The organism is Paenibacillus silagei (assembly GCF_017874735.1).
Lineage (GTDB): Bacteria > Bacillota > Bacilli > Paenibacillales > Paenibacillaceae > Paenibacillus_AQ > Paenibacillus_AQ silagei.
Map to the genome: position 1 here is coordinate 64,048 of NZ_JAGGLV010000006.1, position 16,740 is coordinate 80,787.

The window sequence follows — 16,740 nt, forward strand, 5'->3', positions numbered from 1 at the left end:
CTACTGGTAGACGACCGCGAGCAGCTCGCTGTTGTCCTCGAGCAACCCTGTCTCCACCTCAAGAATGGAGAACAGCTGCTCCTTGGTCTGCATCCCGGTCAAATCGAGCATTTTTTCCTTATAGAAAACAAAGGTCTTGGGGATCGTGGCATTTGCATCCGAATAGATCGTATTCTCCTCCAGGAACGAGGCGAACCTGTCAGCCATATTCTTCTTCAGAAAAGCCAGGTGATACGCATTCGTCTTCTTGAAGCGCACCACTCCCTCACGGTCGAGCACGCTCACATGGCTGAGCTTCTTCTTCACCAGGCCGAACATCGACTTCTTGATCTCGCTGGCCTCGAACAGATACCATCTGCCGGAGGCTGCCTTCAGCTCCGTCTGCTCCGCAGGCTGGCCCAGCGCATCCGCCGCCGTCTGCATCAGCTCATTCACCGGCACCGCACGGCTGGCCAGATCCTTCGAGCGCAGCTCCGTGGAGCCGGTGGCGATCGCCCGCAGAATATTGCGCTGGGAGTCGATCTCGATTGTGACATCGACCGTGGATTCGTTCGCCCCGGACTGGACGATTCTCTCCATAATCTCTGCCCGGATCAGCTTGATGTCATGCTCGGTGGCACCCACGACCGTCTTCTCGATCTGCTCGCGGACCATCGCCATCCCGACGCCAATCGTGGAGATATACGGCGCATTGTTCGCAATCTGGTGCTTGAAGCCTTCCTTCGCAGCCATGGCCGGGACCAGAACTGCACCGCTGCCTCCGCCGCCTACCAGCGTAATGAATCCGGTGTCCAGCTCATAATCGCTGATCATCTGGTTCACCACCGCCATCACCTTACGGATGGCAATATCCATCGCTGCCCTGGCCGCTTCTTCCGCAGACATCCCCAGATGAGAACCCAGCGCCTGCCAGGCGATCCGCGTGCTCTCCATATTCCCGCGCGCATAATCCGTCTCCGGCACATGGTTCAGCAGATTCGCCGCTCCTGCCAGGGTCAGCGCATATTCATGGCCCCCCCTACTACGAACCGTAACATAATCCGGGTCTCCTTCGCGCGGTCTCACGAGACCGATCGCAGGCTGCTCCAGGTTCTCCTTGCCGGTGAAGCACTCGTATTCCAATCCCGCTATATGCGCACTGCGCGGGCCGACATCCGTGATCTTGCCCCCGCCGATCTGGATCATGCTGCCTCCGGCAACGGCCAGCGTCCGCACATCCAGCGAGCGCAGATAGGTCTTGTGTCCGCCGACCTGGGCGTTCTCAATCATGACCTTACCGTTCTTGATCACGGAAATATCTACGCTGGTGCCGCCGACCTCGAAGAAAATGCCGTCCGATATCTTCTCATACATCAGGGCACCGGCCACGCCGGCCGCCAGCCCCGACAGCATCGTCAGGATCGGGCGCTTGCGCACCTCGTCGATGCTCATGACCCCGCCGTCACAGCGCATGATCATGAGCTGTGAGGTAATTCCCGCTTCTTGGACCGCCTGCTCGGTCATATTGGCCGTCTCCATCATCTTCGGGATCAGGCTCGCATTGACCACCGCTGTGCGGGTCCGCGTCTTCAGCCCGTAGAGCTGAGAGATCTCATGTCCGCCGGTGGCGTACACTCCCCGGCTGCGTGCCGCTTCCATCACTTTCAGCTCATTGGCCGGATCATCGACGCTGTAAGCTTCCGAGGCTACAATGACCTCTGCGCCCTGGGCCAGCAGCTGGTCAATCGCATCGTCAATGGCTTCCGCTGTAAGTTCCCGGGAGTCAATGAACTTGTGATACGTAGTAAGATACTTGCCCGCAGCCAGTTCAATATCCGCCACATTGGTCTCTGAGCGGGCACTGCGGGCATCCAGCCCCGTACCCATCCCCACGATGCCTACACGGGCAACATCGCCTTCCAGCAGTGCATTAGTAGCCTGCGTCGTCCCGTGGGCGATGAACTTGATATCGCCGGGAAGAATCCCGTTCTCGCTCATGATCCGCTGGATGATCTGGACAATCCCGCTGGCGACTCCGCGTTTATCGTGGTGCGTGGTGGGCATTTTGACCTTGGACAGCACCTCAAAGGTCTCATTATCTATCGCCACGGCATCCGTGAAGGTTCCTCCGACATCGATGCCGATTCTGATTTGTTTATTGCTCATAGCAGGTTCTCCTCTCCATGAAGCTTAGGTCTCTAAGAGTCTCTAAAAGGCAATCATCCCCGCGATAATCATCGAGATCATCACCGCAACGAACATCCATGGCAGCGTCTTGCGCAGCGTTTCAATAATATCTGTCTTCGTGTAATCGGCGATCCACACATTGTGCGAGTTGGTCGGATCACTGACAGCCTGCAGATTGCTCACAATACGCAGGGCGAGCATCGCTGCCACTGGGGCCATACCACCAGCCACGATCAGTGCCGCAATTCCGCTGCCGAGCCCCCATACATTGAGCGGCCCCCGGTAGATTGCCAGCGGAGAGAGCAGCGTGAAGACGAGAATATACATTAGCGGACTCGTCGGAATAATGACTTCGATCAGCGGCTGGATTAACGAGGCCACCTGTGGCGCGGTTACCGCACTAAGCAGCATCCCGATTCCGATCATCAGACCCAGCGCACCGGCCACATCCTGAATGCCTTCAACCAGCGCACTCGACAACACATGGAATGGACGCTTAGGGGTGGCCAGCAGCAGGGTGACCAGCGCCCCCATGAAGACCGCCGAGACAATATCCACCTTCAGGAAAAATACGAGCAACACCGGAACAAGCGGGCTGATCAGCGCAATAGCTCTTACGTTCTTGTTATCCTGAGCCTGGAATTCCGGCTTAAGCGGCATTGCCCAGGCGCGGCGGACCTTACCGTCTTTGCGGGTGTAATAGACGATCATAATCAGGGCAATCACAATCAGCGGGACGGCACAGACGAGCGAATAAGAAGCAATCGTGTTCGTCGGTACCTTAAGCACATCGGTATAGATCGCCCAGGTAGAGACGTTGAACACCACACCGACCGCATTGGCCAGTAGTACTACCAGACCGCTTACAAAGGGCTTAAGTCCGGCTGTCAGCATAATAGGGATAGCGATGGTCCCGACCAGAATAACCATACCCAGTCCGTTCGCGGCCGAGAAGATCACAGAGGCGGCGAGGAAAAAGATAATGGCAATCGCCAGCGGCTTATCTCCCGCCAGCTCCGCTGCCTTGCGGATAATGGTCTTCGTGATACCGACCTTGCTGAGAATCTGGCCGAACCAGGCGCCGAAGATCAGTCCGGCGATGGCGGTAGACAGCTTCATGGCTCCGCCTGCAAGCACACCCTTCGTGATGGTAAAGGTGTCCGGGTTATCAGACAGGAGCGGGATGCCCGCAATTGCCGCCAGCAGAATCGCCATCATCGGCAGCGCGAGCAGTGTGGTCAGCTTGCGGGTCATCATCAGACCTACAAACACAATGAATACAAGTAAAATCCCGATAATTTGCACGGTTTCCAAACCAATTCCTCCTAAAGTTTTGTTGAATATACGTTGTTATAAGAATTATTATTTAATTGCAGCCAAGGGTAGATGCTAACAACAGCTAACAACAGTTAGATGTATTTCTACAATTAAACTACACACAGCTTAATAACTGGCCACTTTAGTTGCACATATTACAGTTATGGCGCCGCGCGTTACACTTCCAGATAAGCGCCGTGCGCGACAAGCATCTCCTGCAAGCTCTTATAGTCCACCTGCTGCACTGGAACTCCTTCCCGGACCGCCAGCGCCGCCGCCGTACCGCCCGCCTGTCCGATTGCGCCTACCGTCGGTGTAGTCCGCACAGCCGCCTGGGCTTCAAAGGTAGCCGAGAGGCATCTCCCCACAACAATCAGATTATCGATCTCGCTGGTGATCAGGCAGCGGTAAGGGATGCCGTACATCGCGCCCCACTCCAGATGATCTGTTGCGGTTCCCTCGCCGTCCGGGCTGTGGATATCAATCGGGTAGCCGGAATGGGCGATCACATCCTCGAAGGGCTTCACCGACAGGATATCCTGCGCAGTCAGTGTGTACACACCTTTGATCTGGCGGGAGCCGCGTACGCCGATGGACGGGCCTGTAGAGACAACCACTGAATCTTCGAAACCGGGAATATATTTTTTCAGAAAAACCTCCAGCTCCCGGCACTGCTTGCGGCCCTCAATCTCGGCCTCGCTAAGGCTCCACGGGTCTGTGCTGTCCTTGCCGAGAATCCGCGTCGTGTTCATAATAATCTCACCGGGATTGCTCGTCTCGAAGAATAGTACATCCTCTCTCGGAATACTGATCTCACCGCGCGCCTTCGCTTCACGGAATTGCTTGTCGAAGCCGACGACAGAGAGTCTGGCCGCCGAGTCCATCACCGTAATATCCAGATTCATGCGCGGAAAGTCCTCACGGTGCCCGCAGATGTACGCCTTGATTTTCTCCGTGTCCACTCCCCTCATCTTCATCTTCAGTGTCATCGGCTGCGACTGCTCGTCGGATTCGCGCCCTTTGGTGAACGGGACGCCGGACCAGGCCGCCAGATCGCCATCCCCCGTAGCATCGATGAACACATCCGCCGAGATCCTGCTAAGCCCGCCTTTGTTGCACAAGGTAAGTGATGTAATGCGTCTGCCGGATACTTCAGCACCGGCCAGCATCGTATGATACAGCACCTCGCCTCCGCTCTCCTGCAGCATCAGATCCAGCTCGTATTTCATCGCTTCGGCATCGAACGGTGTCACTGAATAGGTGTAGTTCGTCGCGTCCGGGATATGCCCCGGCGATTTGCCGAGCGCCCGGAGCCGCTGAATCAGCTCATCGGTGATTCCCTGGATAGCCTGCTTATCCCCCGCGTGAAAAGTCATCATCGGTCCTACGCCCGCAGCAGTCAGAGTCCCGCCCAGGAATCCCCCCGCCTCGATGATCAGCGTCCGGGCGCCTGCTCTTGCTGCCGCGATAGCCGCGATGGAGCCGGAAACCCCGCCTCCCGCCACAACCACTTCATATTTCCGCATCCTTGTTCCTCCTTCTTCTAAGTGAACGGTTACATTACTGCTGCTCCCTGTATTGGGTTGGGGTGCAGCCGGTATAGTCCTTGAATACCGCCATGAAATGCTTCGAGCTTAGGTAGCCGGATAATTTGGCAACCTCATAGATTCTGAGATTCGTCTCCTTCAGCAGCTGCTTGGCCCGGTTCATCCGGCACCGGGAGACATAATCCGTGAAGTTCTGTCCGGTCTCCGTCTTGAACAGCACCGACAGGTACTGATGATTCAGATGCACCTGCTCCGCCATATATTGCAGCGAAATTTCCTGATCCAGCCGCTGGGCAACCAGTTCTTTCACTTTGCGGATCAGTTGCCTGCCCTTCTGGTCGGTCTCCCCCTCTTCCGGCTGGCCCGGCAGAGCATTCCGGGCTCCATGCTTGCGCTTGAACTCCCCTAAGGCCTGGGCCAGCTCCGTGCGGTCAACCGGCTTCAGGAGATAATCGCTGATGCCGTATTTGATGGCCTGCTTTGCATATTCGAAATCGGCATACCCGCTCAGAATCAGGATATACAATTCAGGGTACTGGTCACGGACCCGCCGGATCATCTCCAGCCCGTTCATTTCATTCATCCGTATATCCGAGATCAGGACATCAGGCTTCACACTTTTGAGTGCCTCCAGTGCAAGTCTTCCGTTCTCTGCCTCACCCACCACCTGAAAGCCGCCGATGACCTCCTCAATCAAATGCTTGAGGCCCGTACGGATCAGGGCTTCATCCTCAACCAGAAACAGCTTGTGCAACCCTATCCCTCCAAATACAGTATCTGGCCGCCGCTGCGCTTCGCCAAGCTTCTGAGGCTCATTCCTGGTGAAACGCTTACAGTACCAGTATAAAATTTGAGCACCTGCAATGAAACGGCCCTCATTCGAGAAAAGGTATGAAATTTCGAGATGAATCCGCATCCGCTCCGCCAGATATGAAACCGGATGCCCTTCACGCCTATAGTAAGGCGGAAATGACATCCGGTTCTGCTTGCTTGTATATACACAGCCCGCTTCTGGCCTGGCTGATTACAGGCTTTGCGCTGTGCTGTTATCATACAGCGCAATCAATTCATCGAATGATGAGATAATGACATCCGAGCCCTTCAGCTCATCCTGCCGCCCGAAGCCGGCATAGGCGCAGCCGATCACGGTCTGTCCGTTGCCCTTGCCCGCCTGTACATCGGAGGAACGGTCCCCGACCATCCAGGCACTGCCGATCTTGTGATTGTCCAGCAGAAGGCCGAGCAGCTCGGTCTTCGTTGCCGTGCCCGAGCCGCCCGCGCTGTACAGCCCCTCGAACAGGTCCTTCAGCTCGTGTACGACTACGATGCTATGGATATAATCCTCCAGCCCGTTGCTGGCGACGAACAGCTTCACTCCGCGTGCGTGCAGCGCACGCAGCGTCTCGACTACCTTAGGGTACAGTACCGTCCCTCCGGCCTCCAGCCCCTCAATCTCCAGCTGCAGGAGCAGTTCATCCGCCCGGCGGTGTACCGCCTCATCCGCTTCCGGCATTACGTTCTTCCAGATATCCGCAAGCAGCATGCCTAGACTGCCCAGGATGCGCTCCTCCGGCGGAGTCGAGCCGGAATGCAGGCCTTCTTCCCGCAGAATATCGAACATTTTATGATAGGCGGGCAATAACAGGCTTTCTGTCTGAAACAGCGTACCATCCATATCAAATACGATGGCTTCCGGCTGGTTTAAGTTCGGCAGCGGTCTGTTCCCCGCCTGTGTCTGTTCTTCGTTGCTCATGAGGTGAATCATCCCTTCCAATTGTTCTTCGGTCACACGCCCTAATGATATAGGAAGCAGCAGATGTTGTCTACGAACCCCTAATTACAGAAAGGGACCGCAGTGCAAACACATGGAGTGCTTACACTGCGATCCCTTCTGTTCATACTGCATACTGCCTCAGAACCTTAACTTATACGTTGTCGAAGCTTGAGATCAGTTCATCGAGAACATCTTTGCTGACCATTTTACCCTTGAAGTTGATCAGGTTCTCGGAACTTCCGGAGAAGATGCAAGTAGGTTCATATTTTCTGAGAATGATCTTTTCGCCGTCCACAAAAATTTCGAGCGGATCCTTTATGTCAATTCCCATTGTTCTGCGCAGCTCAATCGGAATCACAATACGTCCCAGTTCATCTACTTTTCTTACTATGCCAGTTGCTTTCATCATTATGCATCCTCCCTTGAAATAACACTTGGATCATCATTCGGTGTTAAAAGCTATCAAAGCTTCTAATAAGTAGAAATGATTACTCTATAATTGCATTGTAAAGTGCTATTTCTTTCCTGTCAATTTTATTTCTACATCTTTTGATATTTATCGACAAAAAATTCGACAAAGTTTAGAGTTTTTTCGACAAATTTATAATCGAAACCGTTTTATATCCATTTTATTCTTTTCATTCAATTTTTGCCCGTAATTCTGTAGGGGTATGGCTGAAGCGGTTTTTCCCTTAGCTTACGGCTGCTCCTTAGGAACTATGCTCTTCCTTTACTTGACAAGAAAGATATACAATCTATATATTTTACGTAATATACTATATTGGAGTGTTTCCATGAGCAAAGAAGCTGAGAAAGAGCAAGCCGTCTATACCGTCATGGAGCATATGGCCAGCGTGCAGCAAAAGTCACAGGCGTTCATAGACCGGATTACGAAAAAAGGGTCACTCTCGCAGAACCAGATCATGCTGATGTTCCTGCTGCAGCTCACCGGCTCTCTTAATATTACGGATATCTCAGAGCGGTTAGTCATTACGCCTGGAGCCGCTTCGTTCATGTGCGATAAGCTGGAGGATCTGGGATACATCGAGAGAATTCGCACGAAGGAAGACCGCAGAGTCGTCAATATTGTTCTCACCGGATCAGGGAAGCAGCACATCCTTTCTCTCTTCGACACCTTTGCATTGACTGACCTTGACAAAATATCGGCAGCCCTGCAGAGAATTGATGAGCTGATGGGCGGAATGTTACAGTAGCATCAACGGCTATCCTTTAAGCACAGACTGCATTTCCCATCGGGGAGTGCAGTTTTTTTGTTAAAGAACATATATTGATTAAATATTTTATTTAATATATATTATAGTTACTAAAATAGTATAAAACGGTGGTGATTGAACCTATGCCTGCACTGAACCCGACACCCGCGGCCAATAAACCTCTTAAAATCAACGGCTCCCGGATCTGCCGGGGGGATATGGATGCCTCCCATGTGGAGGTGCTGGGCCACCTGCATGTCAGCGGGAGCTTGACCACAGCACGCCTGAGGCTTAGAGGAGAATGCTCCATAGGGTTATCTTGCAATACGCAGGAGCTGAGCAGCTTCGGCAGTCTGCGCGTTCCTGAACTCAGGGGCGTGAGCATCACGGCCAATGGATACCTGTCTGTTACCGGTGAGGTTGCCGCAGAAGAATTCAAAGCCGAGGGCTGCGTACGTATAGACCGCTTGTCCTGCATGGGAACCATCCGCATCAAGCTGGGGGCCTTGTGCAAGATCAGGCACATGACCTCGGCAGGTGATATTATCGTGTCGCCCTCCTCCAGGCTGCTCCCAATTCCGCTGAGTCCTTTCCGCAAGCTGCGCTGCGGGATCATTGAAGGGGCTGACCTCACCCTATACCGGACGCAGGCAGACCTTGTGTGCGGACAGAATGTTACGCTCGGGTCGGGTTGCTCCATCCGGGAGATCCGTTACCGGGAGACGCTGACGATTCATCCACATTCCCGGATTGGCAAGATTATTCAGATGAATACATAACGATGGAGGTACACGACATGAAATCTTCTTCTTCTTCTTCTTCTGGTGCAATGCCTATACTGCTGAACTATCTGGCAAAAGGATTCGTCATCCTCTTTGCATTGCCCGTACTGGGCGTCTGGGTGGCCGGGAGCCTCATCTGTGCCATCATCGCTCCGATAGCCGGCTTGCTGCGGACCTTCGGAGTCAGTGCCATAGGGATGGGGCTGACCCCATCCTATTCCGTCCCGGTCTTTCTCAGCTTGCCCTTCAGCCTAGTTCTCGCGTTCCTCCTGCTCTTGTCCTTTTATTACACCCGCCGTTTGCTGCTGTTAAGCCTAAGCTTCATCAAGTAGCAAAAAAGGGGTATTTCAGCAGCCATTCACCGGTGCAGAAATACCCCTTTTTGTATGCAAATCACCCCGTATCAGCTGTTCAGCCTCTTCTAGGTGTATGAAGCTGGCCCTACGAACGAAGCTCAAAGAGCCTCGCAGTCTTGCCGGCGGGCAACGTAACGGTCAAGCTGCCTTCCACAGCGTCCCAGCTCCACTGCGCCCCGTGCGCCTCAGGATACGCACACCGTGCCTCCGCCTCACGCCCCATCAGCTCAGGAACGGGCAGCGTGACCGCAGCCGCTTCTCCGGCAATCCGCCATACAGCAATATAGCGGATGTCTCCATGACGCAAGCCGAAGCTGACCCATTCCCCTCCACTGTCAGGCAGACCGAGCGGCCAGAAGGCGAAGGCTTGCGGAATGCAGGCGCGGATAGACTTGTAATAATCCAGCGCCTCCTTCACCAGCGCCCGGCGTCTTGGCGTTAGCTCGGCCAGATGGCCGCTCTGATGAACGCGAAGCAGCAGCGAGTTAACCATATTGAAAATGACCTCTTCATCGTCGCCTTCGCGCAGCGGATACGACCAGACCGCCGATTGCTCGGGAGTCAGTGCAGCCGGAGAGCCTGCGGCAATGGCAGCATACTTCACATAATCCTCCTGATCACTGGTGGACTGGATGCTGTGGCGGCTGAGCATGGCGTAATCCATCCGCATCCCGCCGCTGGAGCAGTTCTCGATGACGAGCTGCGGATAACGGGCGAAGATGCTGTCCAGCCAGGCCAGATAAGCGCGGTTATGCTGCAATAGACCGTCCCCGAAGCTGTCCGCCCCCGTCTCCGTACCAATGCCTGCATTGATATTATAGTCCATCTTGATGTACCCCACGCCGTACTCCCCGACCAGCCGGGCAATCACGCTGTCGGCATGCTTAATGACCGCAGGATTACGGTAATCGAGCTGATAGCGGCTGCGGTCCTTGACCCGCTTGCCATGGCGCATGAAGAACCAGCTGTCGTCGGTCTCCGCAAGCTTCGGGCTGTTGATGCCCATCACCTCCAGCTCCAGCCAGAGGCCGGGAATCATCCCCTTGCTGCGGATCACATCCAGCACATACTTGATGCCTTCCGGGAAGCGCTCAGCCGAAGGCTCCCACTCGCCGACCCCGTCCCACCACTCGCCGGGAGCATACCAGCCCGCGTCGATACAGAAGTATTCACAGCCGACCTCGGCAGCGGCATCAATCAGCGGCAGCAGCTTCTCCGTTGTCGGGCTTCCCCACAGACAGTTCATGTAGTCATTGAAAATCACCCGCAGCAGCTCATTATCCTCATTCGGTCTGCGGATCAGCCGCCGGTATGCGGTAAGCTGCTCTGCCGCCTCTCCGAACCCGCCCTCTACTACACCTGCGGCCACTGGCACGGAGGTAAATGCTTCGCCGGGGGCGAGCCTCCGCCACCAGTGATTGTCATGCTCCGTAGGCCCGCTGACCAGCAGCGTAAGCTGATCTGCCTGATCTGTCAGCTCCCAGTGCCAGGAGCCGTTATGTTCAATCTGCCAGAACAGGCTGCTTCTGCTCTCCTTGTTGCGCAGCACGGCCATTGGCAACAGCTCAGCCGCCGACCAGGAGCCGGTATTGCTGGCGGCAACCCGCTTCGATCCACGATCGGCGAGATGGGACATGCCCAGCTCGGGCAGGCTGTAGCTTTTCCACTGCAGCTCACTCTGCCACCCGCTGTGAGCAATACTCACTTCGATTTTGTCATTGCGGTCTCTGCTGCCCTCTTTGTCCACTCCAGTGAGTGCGAATGAAGAGATATACTCCACAGCCGCTTCCGCACTGCCTTCATTTCGAACCACTGTCCAGGAACGGACAATCCGCACACCGGTATAGAACTGATAATGCTGTACTGCCTTTACACCCGTCAGCGGGTCAGCCAGTGTAAGCTCCAGCTTCCGTCCCAGCGGATTCACCGTGTCCCTATGCCCGTCATACACCATGCGCAATCCCGGATAAGATGCACGGTGCGTCCGCCCGTGATATTCCGCCCGGTCTTCACCCGACAGCTGCAGCTCCAGCAGCCGGAAGCTTGCCTTATGCTTCTCTTCTATGCTCCCTGCTTCCAGCGGCGCTGCGCCAAAATGCAGCAGCCGCACATCCTGCTCCCCAGTAATTTCAATCGTAAGATACAGCCCGTTCTCGGCTATCTCTATGAGCCTGCTGTCCATGTCTAATTTGCCTCCTGACAAATGTTGTGATCTTGGTCTCTTTGTTTTTCTTTGTTTTTCTTTGGTCTCTTTGCACTTCCTGGCCCATCCTGAATATAAAGCCTTCTCTTATATTCGTAATCCCTGAATTTTTGTGCAGCCGCATAAGTGGCGAAGTAACGGAGGGAGGTTTGGAATTGGAGGAGCGGTAGCGACCGCCTTTATGTTTGGATTTCTACTGCGGCCAGCAGTTTAAATCGGGAAATCCAAACATAACAGCGGCCGGAAATCCAAAGCTTCCGCAGTTACGTCCAGCCACTAAACACCGCCGCTCCAAATTTCTATATTACATAAAAAGAAGGCCCCCTCAGTAATAAAGCTTACTTCGGAGGCCGTTAAGGTCAAACCAAAATTTTATTCCGCAGACCCGAATTGAATCCAGGCCTTCTGAATTTCATCCATCGCCTGATCCTTCGTCTTGCTGCCGCCGATATAAGCCTGCATCAGCTCACCGAATTTCTGGTGGAACGTATCCAGAGAGTAGTTCACCGACAGATCGCCGGATTTCTCCGTCTTCAGAATTTCTTCCATTTCCTTAGGCATCTGCAGGTCAGGCATCGGGGCATCCTTGATTGGAGGAATGACCTTGGCTACGTTAGAGAACCAGCTCTTCCCGTAGTCGGAGGTATACAGCCAGTTGAAGAACTCAATCGTCTCTGCCGCTACCGCAGAATCCTTGTTGATCCGCAGTGCCTGATCGGCACCAGTGATAATCTGGGACTGCTCCGGTTTGTCACTGACAGGATACCCGGCGATGCCGAGGTCAAAGTCAGGGGTGATTTTCTTAATCGCTTCTTCATCCCACGCCCCTTTACCGGTCATGAAGGCTGTTTTGCCCAAGGCGAAATCACTGACCTCAGCATTGCTGTCGCGTTCAAGCGGCTTGTCTGTGCCATGTTTAACCGTTGTATCAATGAAGGTGAAGAAGTTATCGCTCAGCACCGGATGATCCTTGAAGGTCGTCTTCCCGGCGATGAAGTCCGCTACGAGCGTCTTGGCATCGGTTCCGGCATCTGTGGCAGCGGCGTCTACGAAGTGCTGGAAGATATGCTTCCATACCCACCACTCTTTGTAGGCGTTGGCGAAAGGCGTGATGCCCTTGGCTTCAAGCTTAGTAATTGCATCGTCCATTTCAGCAGTTGTCTTAGGCACTTCAGTGATGCCGGCATCGGCCAGCAGCTTCTTGTTGTACATCAGGACGAACAGGTTGCCCTTCACCGGCAGTCCGAGGACTTTGCCATCTGTAGAGCTCATGTTGGAGCGGACTGCATCCGTCATCGCTGCGGCCAGCGGTTCATTGGTAAGATCGGCACTGTATTCGGCAAAAGTATCGATATCCCCGCCCGCCGTGGTCTGGAACACATCCGGTGTGCTGCCGGCGGCAATTTTGGATTTCAGCACCGTATTGTAATCTGCCTGCATGATTTCCAGATTGATCGTAACATTCGGCTTAACCTTCTTGTATTCCGCAATATAAGCATTGAAGGCATCCGTGTATTCGGGAGAGGCGGTGAACATATTAATCGTGACGGGCTTGGCGGAATCCGTAGGTGTATTGCCTGCCCCGGCCGTACCACCTGTGTTGTTAGCGGTATTATTGGTGCTATTTCCGCCGCAGCCGGCCAGCAGTCCGCCCACCAGCAGCAGACTCGCAGATAATGCCATGAATCGTTTTAACATGATGTTGCCCCCTTTTTCCTTATGCATCTTGTGGTCTTGCTCATCATTCTAAATAAAAAGAAAAAGGATAAGAATGTACATAAGTGAACTGATGAGGGTAAAAAAGTGTCCATGTAACCGTTTCACTTTTCTACCCCTGGCAGCTGCAGCCGGAACTCAGAAGGGGAGCAATCATAGTAATTGCGGAAAGCCTTGCTGAAATAGTTCTTGTCCTTGTATCCCAGCATTTCAGAGATATCCTGAATTTTGAGGGCAGGGTCGCGTAGCAATGCTTTAGCCTTGTCCATCCTTACCTTTTGCACATACTCATGAATGCCGTAGCCGTATTGTCCCTTGAACAGCTTCATCAGATACTCTCTGCTCAGGAAATATTGTTCCGTGAACATCGATATTTTAATATCCTCGAAATAATGGTTATCAATATATGCCTTGATATTCTCCAGCACGCTGCTGCGGTCTCCGGCCACTGTCCGGCTGATCTCGCCCGCATAACGGTCGAAGATATCATTAAGCACGCCCGCAAACTGCTCAAAGGAGGAGAAGTCGCTGAGGATGCCCAGAGGTGCCAGGCTGCTGTCCTTCCCGCTGCGGATCTGCGGCGGCATGGCACCCAGCTGGGCAGCAATCTCGCCCAGCAGCAGGAGAAAGCCCTGCAGGGTCCGGTCCGCTTCACCAAGAGTAAAACCTTCCGTCTCCTGGCATTTGCGGATGAATTCGCTGAGGATGCTGCGGGCATGGTTCACATTCCCGCCCTCCAGCGCGCTGCGGATCTGCGGCATCCGCCCGGTCAGGGAGGGATTATCCCGTGATACTGGATTCACTGCTCTGCCCTGCGCGATCAGGCTGCCCCTCAGGCTGAGCAGGTCAATCGTATCTAGTGATGCTTTGGCCTGCTCATAAGAAGCGGCAATGCTGAGCGAATCACTGCAAGGCTCCCCGATTCCGCCTGCACAGATGATCCCGAACAGCTCCTTCAGGGTAGAGGCTGCTTTCTTCATATGGTGCAGCGACAGGAAGGCCGCATCCGCTTCATAACCGCCCTTCATGGTGAAGATGGCAATGAATTCGCGTTCCCCCTTGGGGCTGGCGAAGCTGAATGACTCGAACTGCCCGTCCGTGTTCTCGTTCATTACATTCGTTACGGCGAAATGCAGCAGATCCCGGTCCCCATGGAATCTTTCCTTACGCACCTTCTCCAGATTCAGCATCCGCAGAAGGCCGACAGCGAAGTGGCTGGCCGCCCCGTCCGCCCCGATCAGCGGGAGAAAAGCCTCATTGGACTGGGTCTTGAAGCTCCGGTCAATGATGGACAGATACATCTTCTCCTTCAGCTTCGGCAGCGACATATTGAGTGTAATATTGCGGCTTATGAACTCGCTCTCCCGCTTCCGCTTGGCCTCCAGCACCCCCACTGCCTTACGCAGCGCATGGTTAAGATCGATACGGTTCACCGGCTTCAGCAGGTAATCCACCACCTTCGAGCGGATGGCTTGGCGCGTATACTCGAAGTCATTATAGCCGCTGATCACAATCAGCAGCAGGTCCGGGAATTCCTGCTCGGCAATCTGCAGCAGCTCGGCTCCGCTCAGCTCCGGCATTTTCATATCGACCAGCACCAGATCGAACCGCTCACGGCGCAGCAGCTCAAGCCCCGCCTTACCGTCTGTCGCCTCCCGCACCTCGCTGACACCGAGACCCTCCCAATCCCCCAGGATATGAATCGCTTCGCGCAGCGGCTCCTCATCATCAATAATCAGCACTCTATACATGTTGTCCTACTCCTCCCCGCGGCAGCCGCATATCCATTCGTGTTCCCTGCTCCGTGCTATGAATGACCAGACCCGACTCCTCTCCATACAAAAGCTTCAGCCGGGTATTCAGATTCTTCAGCCCGATACTCTCCATCCCGTCCTCTTCGGCCGTGTCCGCTACGCGGTCCTCCCACTGCATCTGAAGGGAGCTGAGCACCTGCTCCAGCCGTTCTCCGCTGATGCCCGGCCCATCGTCCAGCACAGAGATGACGCTGTGTGTGCCGGTGATACGCGCCTCAATGGTGATGGTAACCGTACTCGATACCTTTTCCAGCGCATGCTTGATGCAGTTCTCCACCAGGGTCTGGATCGACAGCTTGGGAATTCGCAGCTCCATCAGGCTCTCATCCCAGGCGTACACCACCTGCATCCGGTTCCCGAACCGCGCCTTCTGCAGCGCCAGATACCGTTCAATATGCCGCAGCTCCTCCCTTGCCTGCACGACATCCTTGCCGCTAATGCAGTATCGCAGGGTCAGGGCCAGGTTGTCCACCATCTCGACAATATCGTCGTTGTTGTTCTTGAGTGCCTTGGTAGAGATCGCCTGGAGCGCATTGTACAGGAAATGGGGATTAATTTCAGCCTCCAGGGCTTTAAGGACGGCGTTCTTTTCAACAATTTTCATTTTATAGCGTTCATTGATCAGCTCATTCGTCTTCTCGACCATCTTGTTGAAATGGCGCGACAGGTAGGCGATCTCATCCTTGCCTGCAACCGCAGCCTGCGCATCGAAGCTCCCGGTACTGAACCGCTGCATTTGGAGCGACAAATTCTTCAGCGGATGGGTAATCCGGTTCGAGGTGAAGCTGACCAGCACCACAGATACGATCAGGAACAGAAGGCCAATCGCCACACTTAACGTACGCGTCGTTGTAGCTGCTTCATAGATTTGGGTGTAGGGAATCGGCTTGACGAGCTTCCAGCCTTCCTTTTGGCTGATATCGTAGATTACCAGGTACTTCTGCCCCTTATCCGACCAGGTTACGCGCCCCTTCTGCTCCGGTGTCAGCAGCTTCGCCAGTCCCGCCTCCCTGCTCTCTCGGTAGAATTCCTTATCATCCACCTTGAAGGGCTCGCCGTCCGGGCTGATATACATCAGATGCTCTCCGGTGCTGAACGGGATATCCCGCATAATCTCATCGGTCACGGAGGAGTTCAAATATAGCGATAATACCGCCTGCGGCTCGCGTGAGACAATGGAGCGGATCAGCCGGTGGTAGCCCATGAACACCTTATTATGGTTGACGGGGTAATCGGCGCTGTTCACGCTGGCCGGCTGCTCCTCCACGAACGACTGATAGGAACGGTTATACGGACTCTTAAGCGCCCGCTTATACCACGGCAGGTCATCAATAGGCGGGTGCTCGGATACCCGGACGGTGATGTTATAGTTCTCCTTAGTGACATAATAATACTTCTGCTCCTTGATTACATAGAGATAGGCAGCCTCCAGATCATTGCGCGAAAAATACAGATTCCGCAGATAATCCTCCACGTACATCCGGGAGCTGTAGTCTTCCGATTCATGCAAAAGCGCATAATTGAACTCATCGTAGGAGATTTGCGGCAGAGACAATTGCTCAATCCCGCTCAGATAACTCTCCAGATTCCGTCCGACCAGGAGCAGGTTGTTGCTAGTACTGGCAATGCTGTTATCGACCGATTCCCGCTGCAGCATGCTATAGGATATGTAGGTGAGTGAACTGACCACCAGGATGATGATAATCGTAAACAACAGAATCAGCTTGTTAGCCAGGCGGCGGGACACCCGCGCCAGTAAAGGCTCGATCAGCTTAACCCACACTTTTCTCATGATGCTCTCCGCTCTCCCCGCTGCCGGTTTTGGGGACTTTTCCGGCCTCCGCAGTCCGT

13 protein-coding genes are annotated in these 16,740 nt (G+C 54.3%); 3 read left to right on the forward strand and 10 right to left on the reverse strand.

All coding sequences use genetic code 11. The annotated features are described in order from the left end of the window. The 6 genes from J2Z70_RS10970 to J2Z70_RS10995 form a co-directional block, all read right to left on the reverse strand. Nucleotides 1-2,145 (reverse strand): hydantoinase/oxoprolinase family protein, encoded by a 2,145-nt coding sequence (locus J2Z70_RS10970; RefSeq protein ID WP_209872617.1) that lies wholly within the window; start codon nucleotides 2,143-2,145, stop codon nucleotides 1-3. Nucleotides 2,146-2,187: 42 nt separating this feature from the next. Next, nucleotides 2,188-3,471: a citrate transporter gene (locus J2Z70_RS10975; protein WP_235191726.1), complete on the reverse strand. Its 1,284-nt coding sequence runs from the start codon at nucleotides 3,469-3,471 to the stop codon at nucleotides 2,188-2,190. 188 nt (nucleotides 3,472-3,659) lie between these two features. Further along, nucleotides 3,660-5,009: an FAD-dependent oxidoreductase gene (locus J2Z70_RS10980; RefSeq protein ID WP_209872620.1), complete on the reverse strand. Its 1,350-nt coding sequence runs from the start codon at nucleotides 5,007-5,009 to the stop codon at nucleotides 3,660-3,662. 34 nt (nucleotides 5,010-5,043) lie between these two features. Next, nucleotides 5,044-5,784: a response regulator transcription factor gene (locus tag J2Z70_RS10985; RefSeq protein WP_209872623.1), complete on the reverse strand. Its 741-nt coding sequence runs from the start codon at nucleotides 5,782-5,784 to the stop codon at nucleotides 5,044-5,046. A 270-nt stretch (nucleotides 5,785-6,054) separates the two neighbouring features. Further along, nucleotides 6,055-6,783 carry an HAD family hydrolase gene (locus tag J2Z70_RS10990; protein WP_209872626.1) on the reverse strand — a complete coding sequence of 243 codons (729 nt, stop codon included), beginning with the start codon at nucleotides 6,781-6,783 and terminating at the stop codon, nucleotides 6,055-6,057. 172 nt (nucleotides 6,784-6,955) lie between these two features. Next, nucleotides 6,956-7,213 (reverse strand): AbrB/MazE/SpoVT family DNA-binding domain-containing protein, encoded by a 258-nt coding sequence (locus J2Z70_RS10995; protein ID WP_036721536.1) that lies wholly within the window; start codon nucleotides 7,211-7,213, stop codon nucleotides 6,956-6,958. A 385-nt stretch (nucleotides 7,214-7,598) separates the two neighbouring features. Between J2Z70_RS10995 and J2Z70_RS11000 the strand changes: the two genes are divergently transcribed. The 3 genes from J2Z70_RS11000 (at nucleotide 7,599) to J2Z70_RS11010 (ending at nucleotide 9,132) form a co-directional block, all read left to right on the forward strand. Further along, nucleotides 7,599-8,018: a MarR family winged helix-turn-helix transcriptional regulator gene (locus J2Z70_RS11000; protein WP_209872629.1), complete on the forward strand. Its 420-nt coding sequence runs from the start codon at nucleotides 7,599-7,601 to the stop codon at nucleotides 8,016-8,018. 143 nt (nucleotides 8,019-8,161) lie between these two features. After that, the gene (locus J2Z70_RS11005; RefSeq protein ID WP_209872631.1) at nucleotides 8,162-8,797 is read left to right on the forward strand and encodes a hypothetical protein; all 636 of its coding nucleotides are present in this window, start codon (nucleotides 8,162-8,164) and stop codon (nucleotides 8,795-8,797) included. Nucleotides 8,798-8,814: 17 nt separating this feature from the next. Then, a complete protein-coding gene (locus J2Z70_RS11010; protein WP_209872634.1) occupies nucleotides 8,815-9,132 on the forward strand; it encodes a hypothetical protein in 318 nt (105 codons plus the stop codon). 109 nt (nucleotides 9,133-9,241) lie between these two features. On the opposite strand, the gene J2Z70_RS11015 is transcribed toward J2Z70_RS11010, so the two are convergent. From J2Z70_RS11015 to J2Z70_RS11030, 4 genes are all read right to left on the reverse strand, one after another. Further along, the gene (locus J2Z70_RS11015; RefSeq protein ID WP_209872637.1) at nucleotides 9,242-11,338 is read right to left on the reverse strand and encodes a glycoside hydrolase family 36 protein; all 2,097 of its coding nucleotides are present in this window, start codon (nucleotides 11,336-11,338) and stop codon (nucleotides 9,242-9,244) included. Between the two features lie 393 nt (nucleotides 11,339-11,731). Then, entirely contained in the window at nucleotides 11,732-13,057 is a 1,326-nt protein-coding gene (locus J2Z70_RS11020; protein WP_209872641.1) for an ABC transporter substrate-binding protein, read from the reverse strand. 122 nt (nucleotides 13,058-13,179) lie between these two features. Then, nucleotides 13,180-14,826: a response regulator transcription factor gene (locus J2Z70_RS11025; RefSeq protein WP_209872644.1), complete on the reverse strand. Its 1,647-nt coding sequence runs from the start codon at nucleotides 14,824-14,826 to the stop codon at nucleotides 13,180-13,182. Continuing rightward, nucleotides 14,819-16,681: a cache domain-containing sensor histidine kinase gene (locus J2Z70_RS11030; protein ID WP_209872647.1), complete on the reverse strand. Its 1,863-nt coding sequence runs from the start codon at nucleotides 16,679-16,681 to the stop codon at nucleotides 14,819-14,821. Before J2Z70_RS11030 ends, J2Z70_RS11025 begins: the two co-directional genes overlap by 8 nt. Nucleotides 16,682-16,740 lie beyond the last annotated feature (59 nt).

Coding starts and splice junctions, on each gene's coding strand:
- J2Z70_RS10970 (WP_209872617.1), bottom strand. CDS start 2,145: ATGAGCAATAAACAAATCAGAATCGGCATCGATGTCGGAGGAACCTTC.
- J2Z70_RS10980 (WP_209872620.1), bottom strand. CDS start 5,009: ATGCGGAAATATGAAGTGGTTGTGGCGGGAGGCGGGGTTTCCGGCTCC.
- J2Z70_RS10990 (WP_209872626.1), bottom strand. CDS start 6,783: ATGAGCAACGAAGAACAGACACAGGCGGGGAACAGACCGCTGCCGAAC.
- J2Z70_RS10995 (WP_036721536.1), bottom strand. CDS start 7,213: ATGATGAAAGCAACTGGCATAGTAAGAAAAGTAGATGAACTGGGACGT.
- J2Z70_RS11000 (WP_209872629.1), top strand. CDS start 7,599: ATGAGCAAAGAAGCTGAGAAAGAGCAAGCCGTCTATACCGTCATGGAG.
- J2Z70_RS11005 (WP_209872631.1), top strand. CDS start 8,162: ATGCCTGCACTGAACCCGACACCCGCGGCCAATAAACCTCTTAAAATC.
- J2Z70_RS11010 (WP_209872634.1), top strand. CDS start 8,815: ATGAAATCTTCTTCTTCTTCTTCTTCTGGTGCAATGCCTATACTGCTG.
- J2Z70_RS11015 (WP_209872637.1), bottom strand. CDS start 11,338: ATGGACAGCAGGCTCATAGAGATAGCCGAGAACGGGCTGTATCTTACG.
- J2Z70_RS11020 (WP_209872641.1), bottom strand. CDS start 13,057: ATGTTAAAACGATTCATGGCATTATCTGCGAGTCTGCTGCTGGTGGGC.
- J2Z70_RS11025 (WP_209872644.1), bottom strand. CDS start 14,826: ATGTATAGAGTGCTGATTATTGATGATGAGGAGCCGCTGCGCGAAGCG.
- J2Z70_RS11030 (WP_209872647.1), bottom strand. CDS start 16,681: ATGAGAAAAGTGTGGGTTAAGCTGATCGAGCCTTTACTGGCGCGGGTG.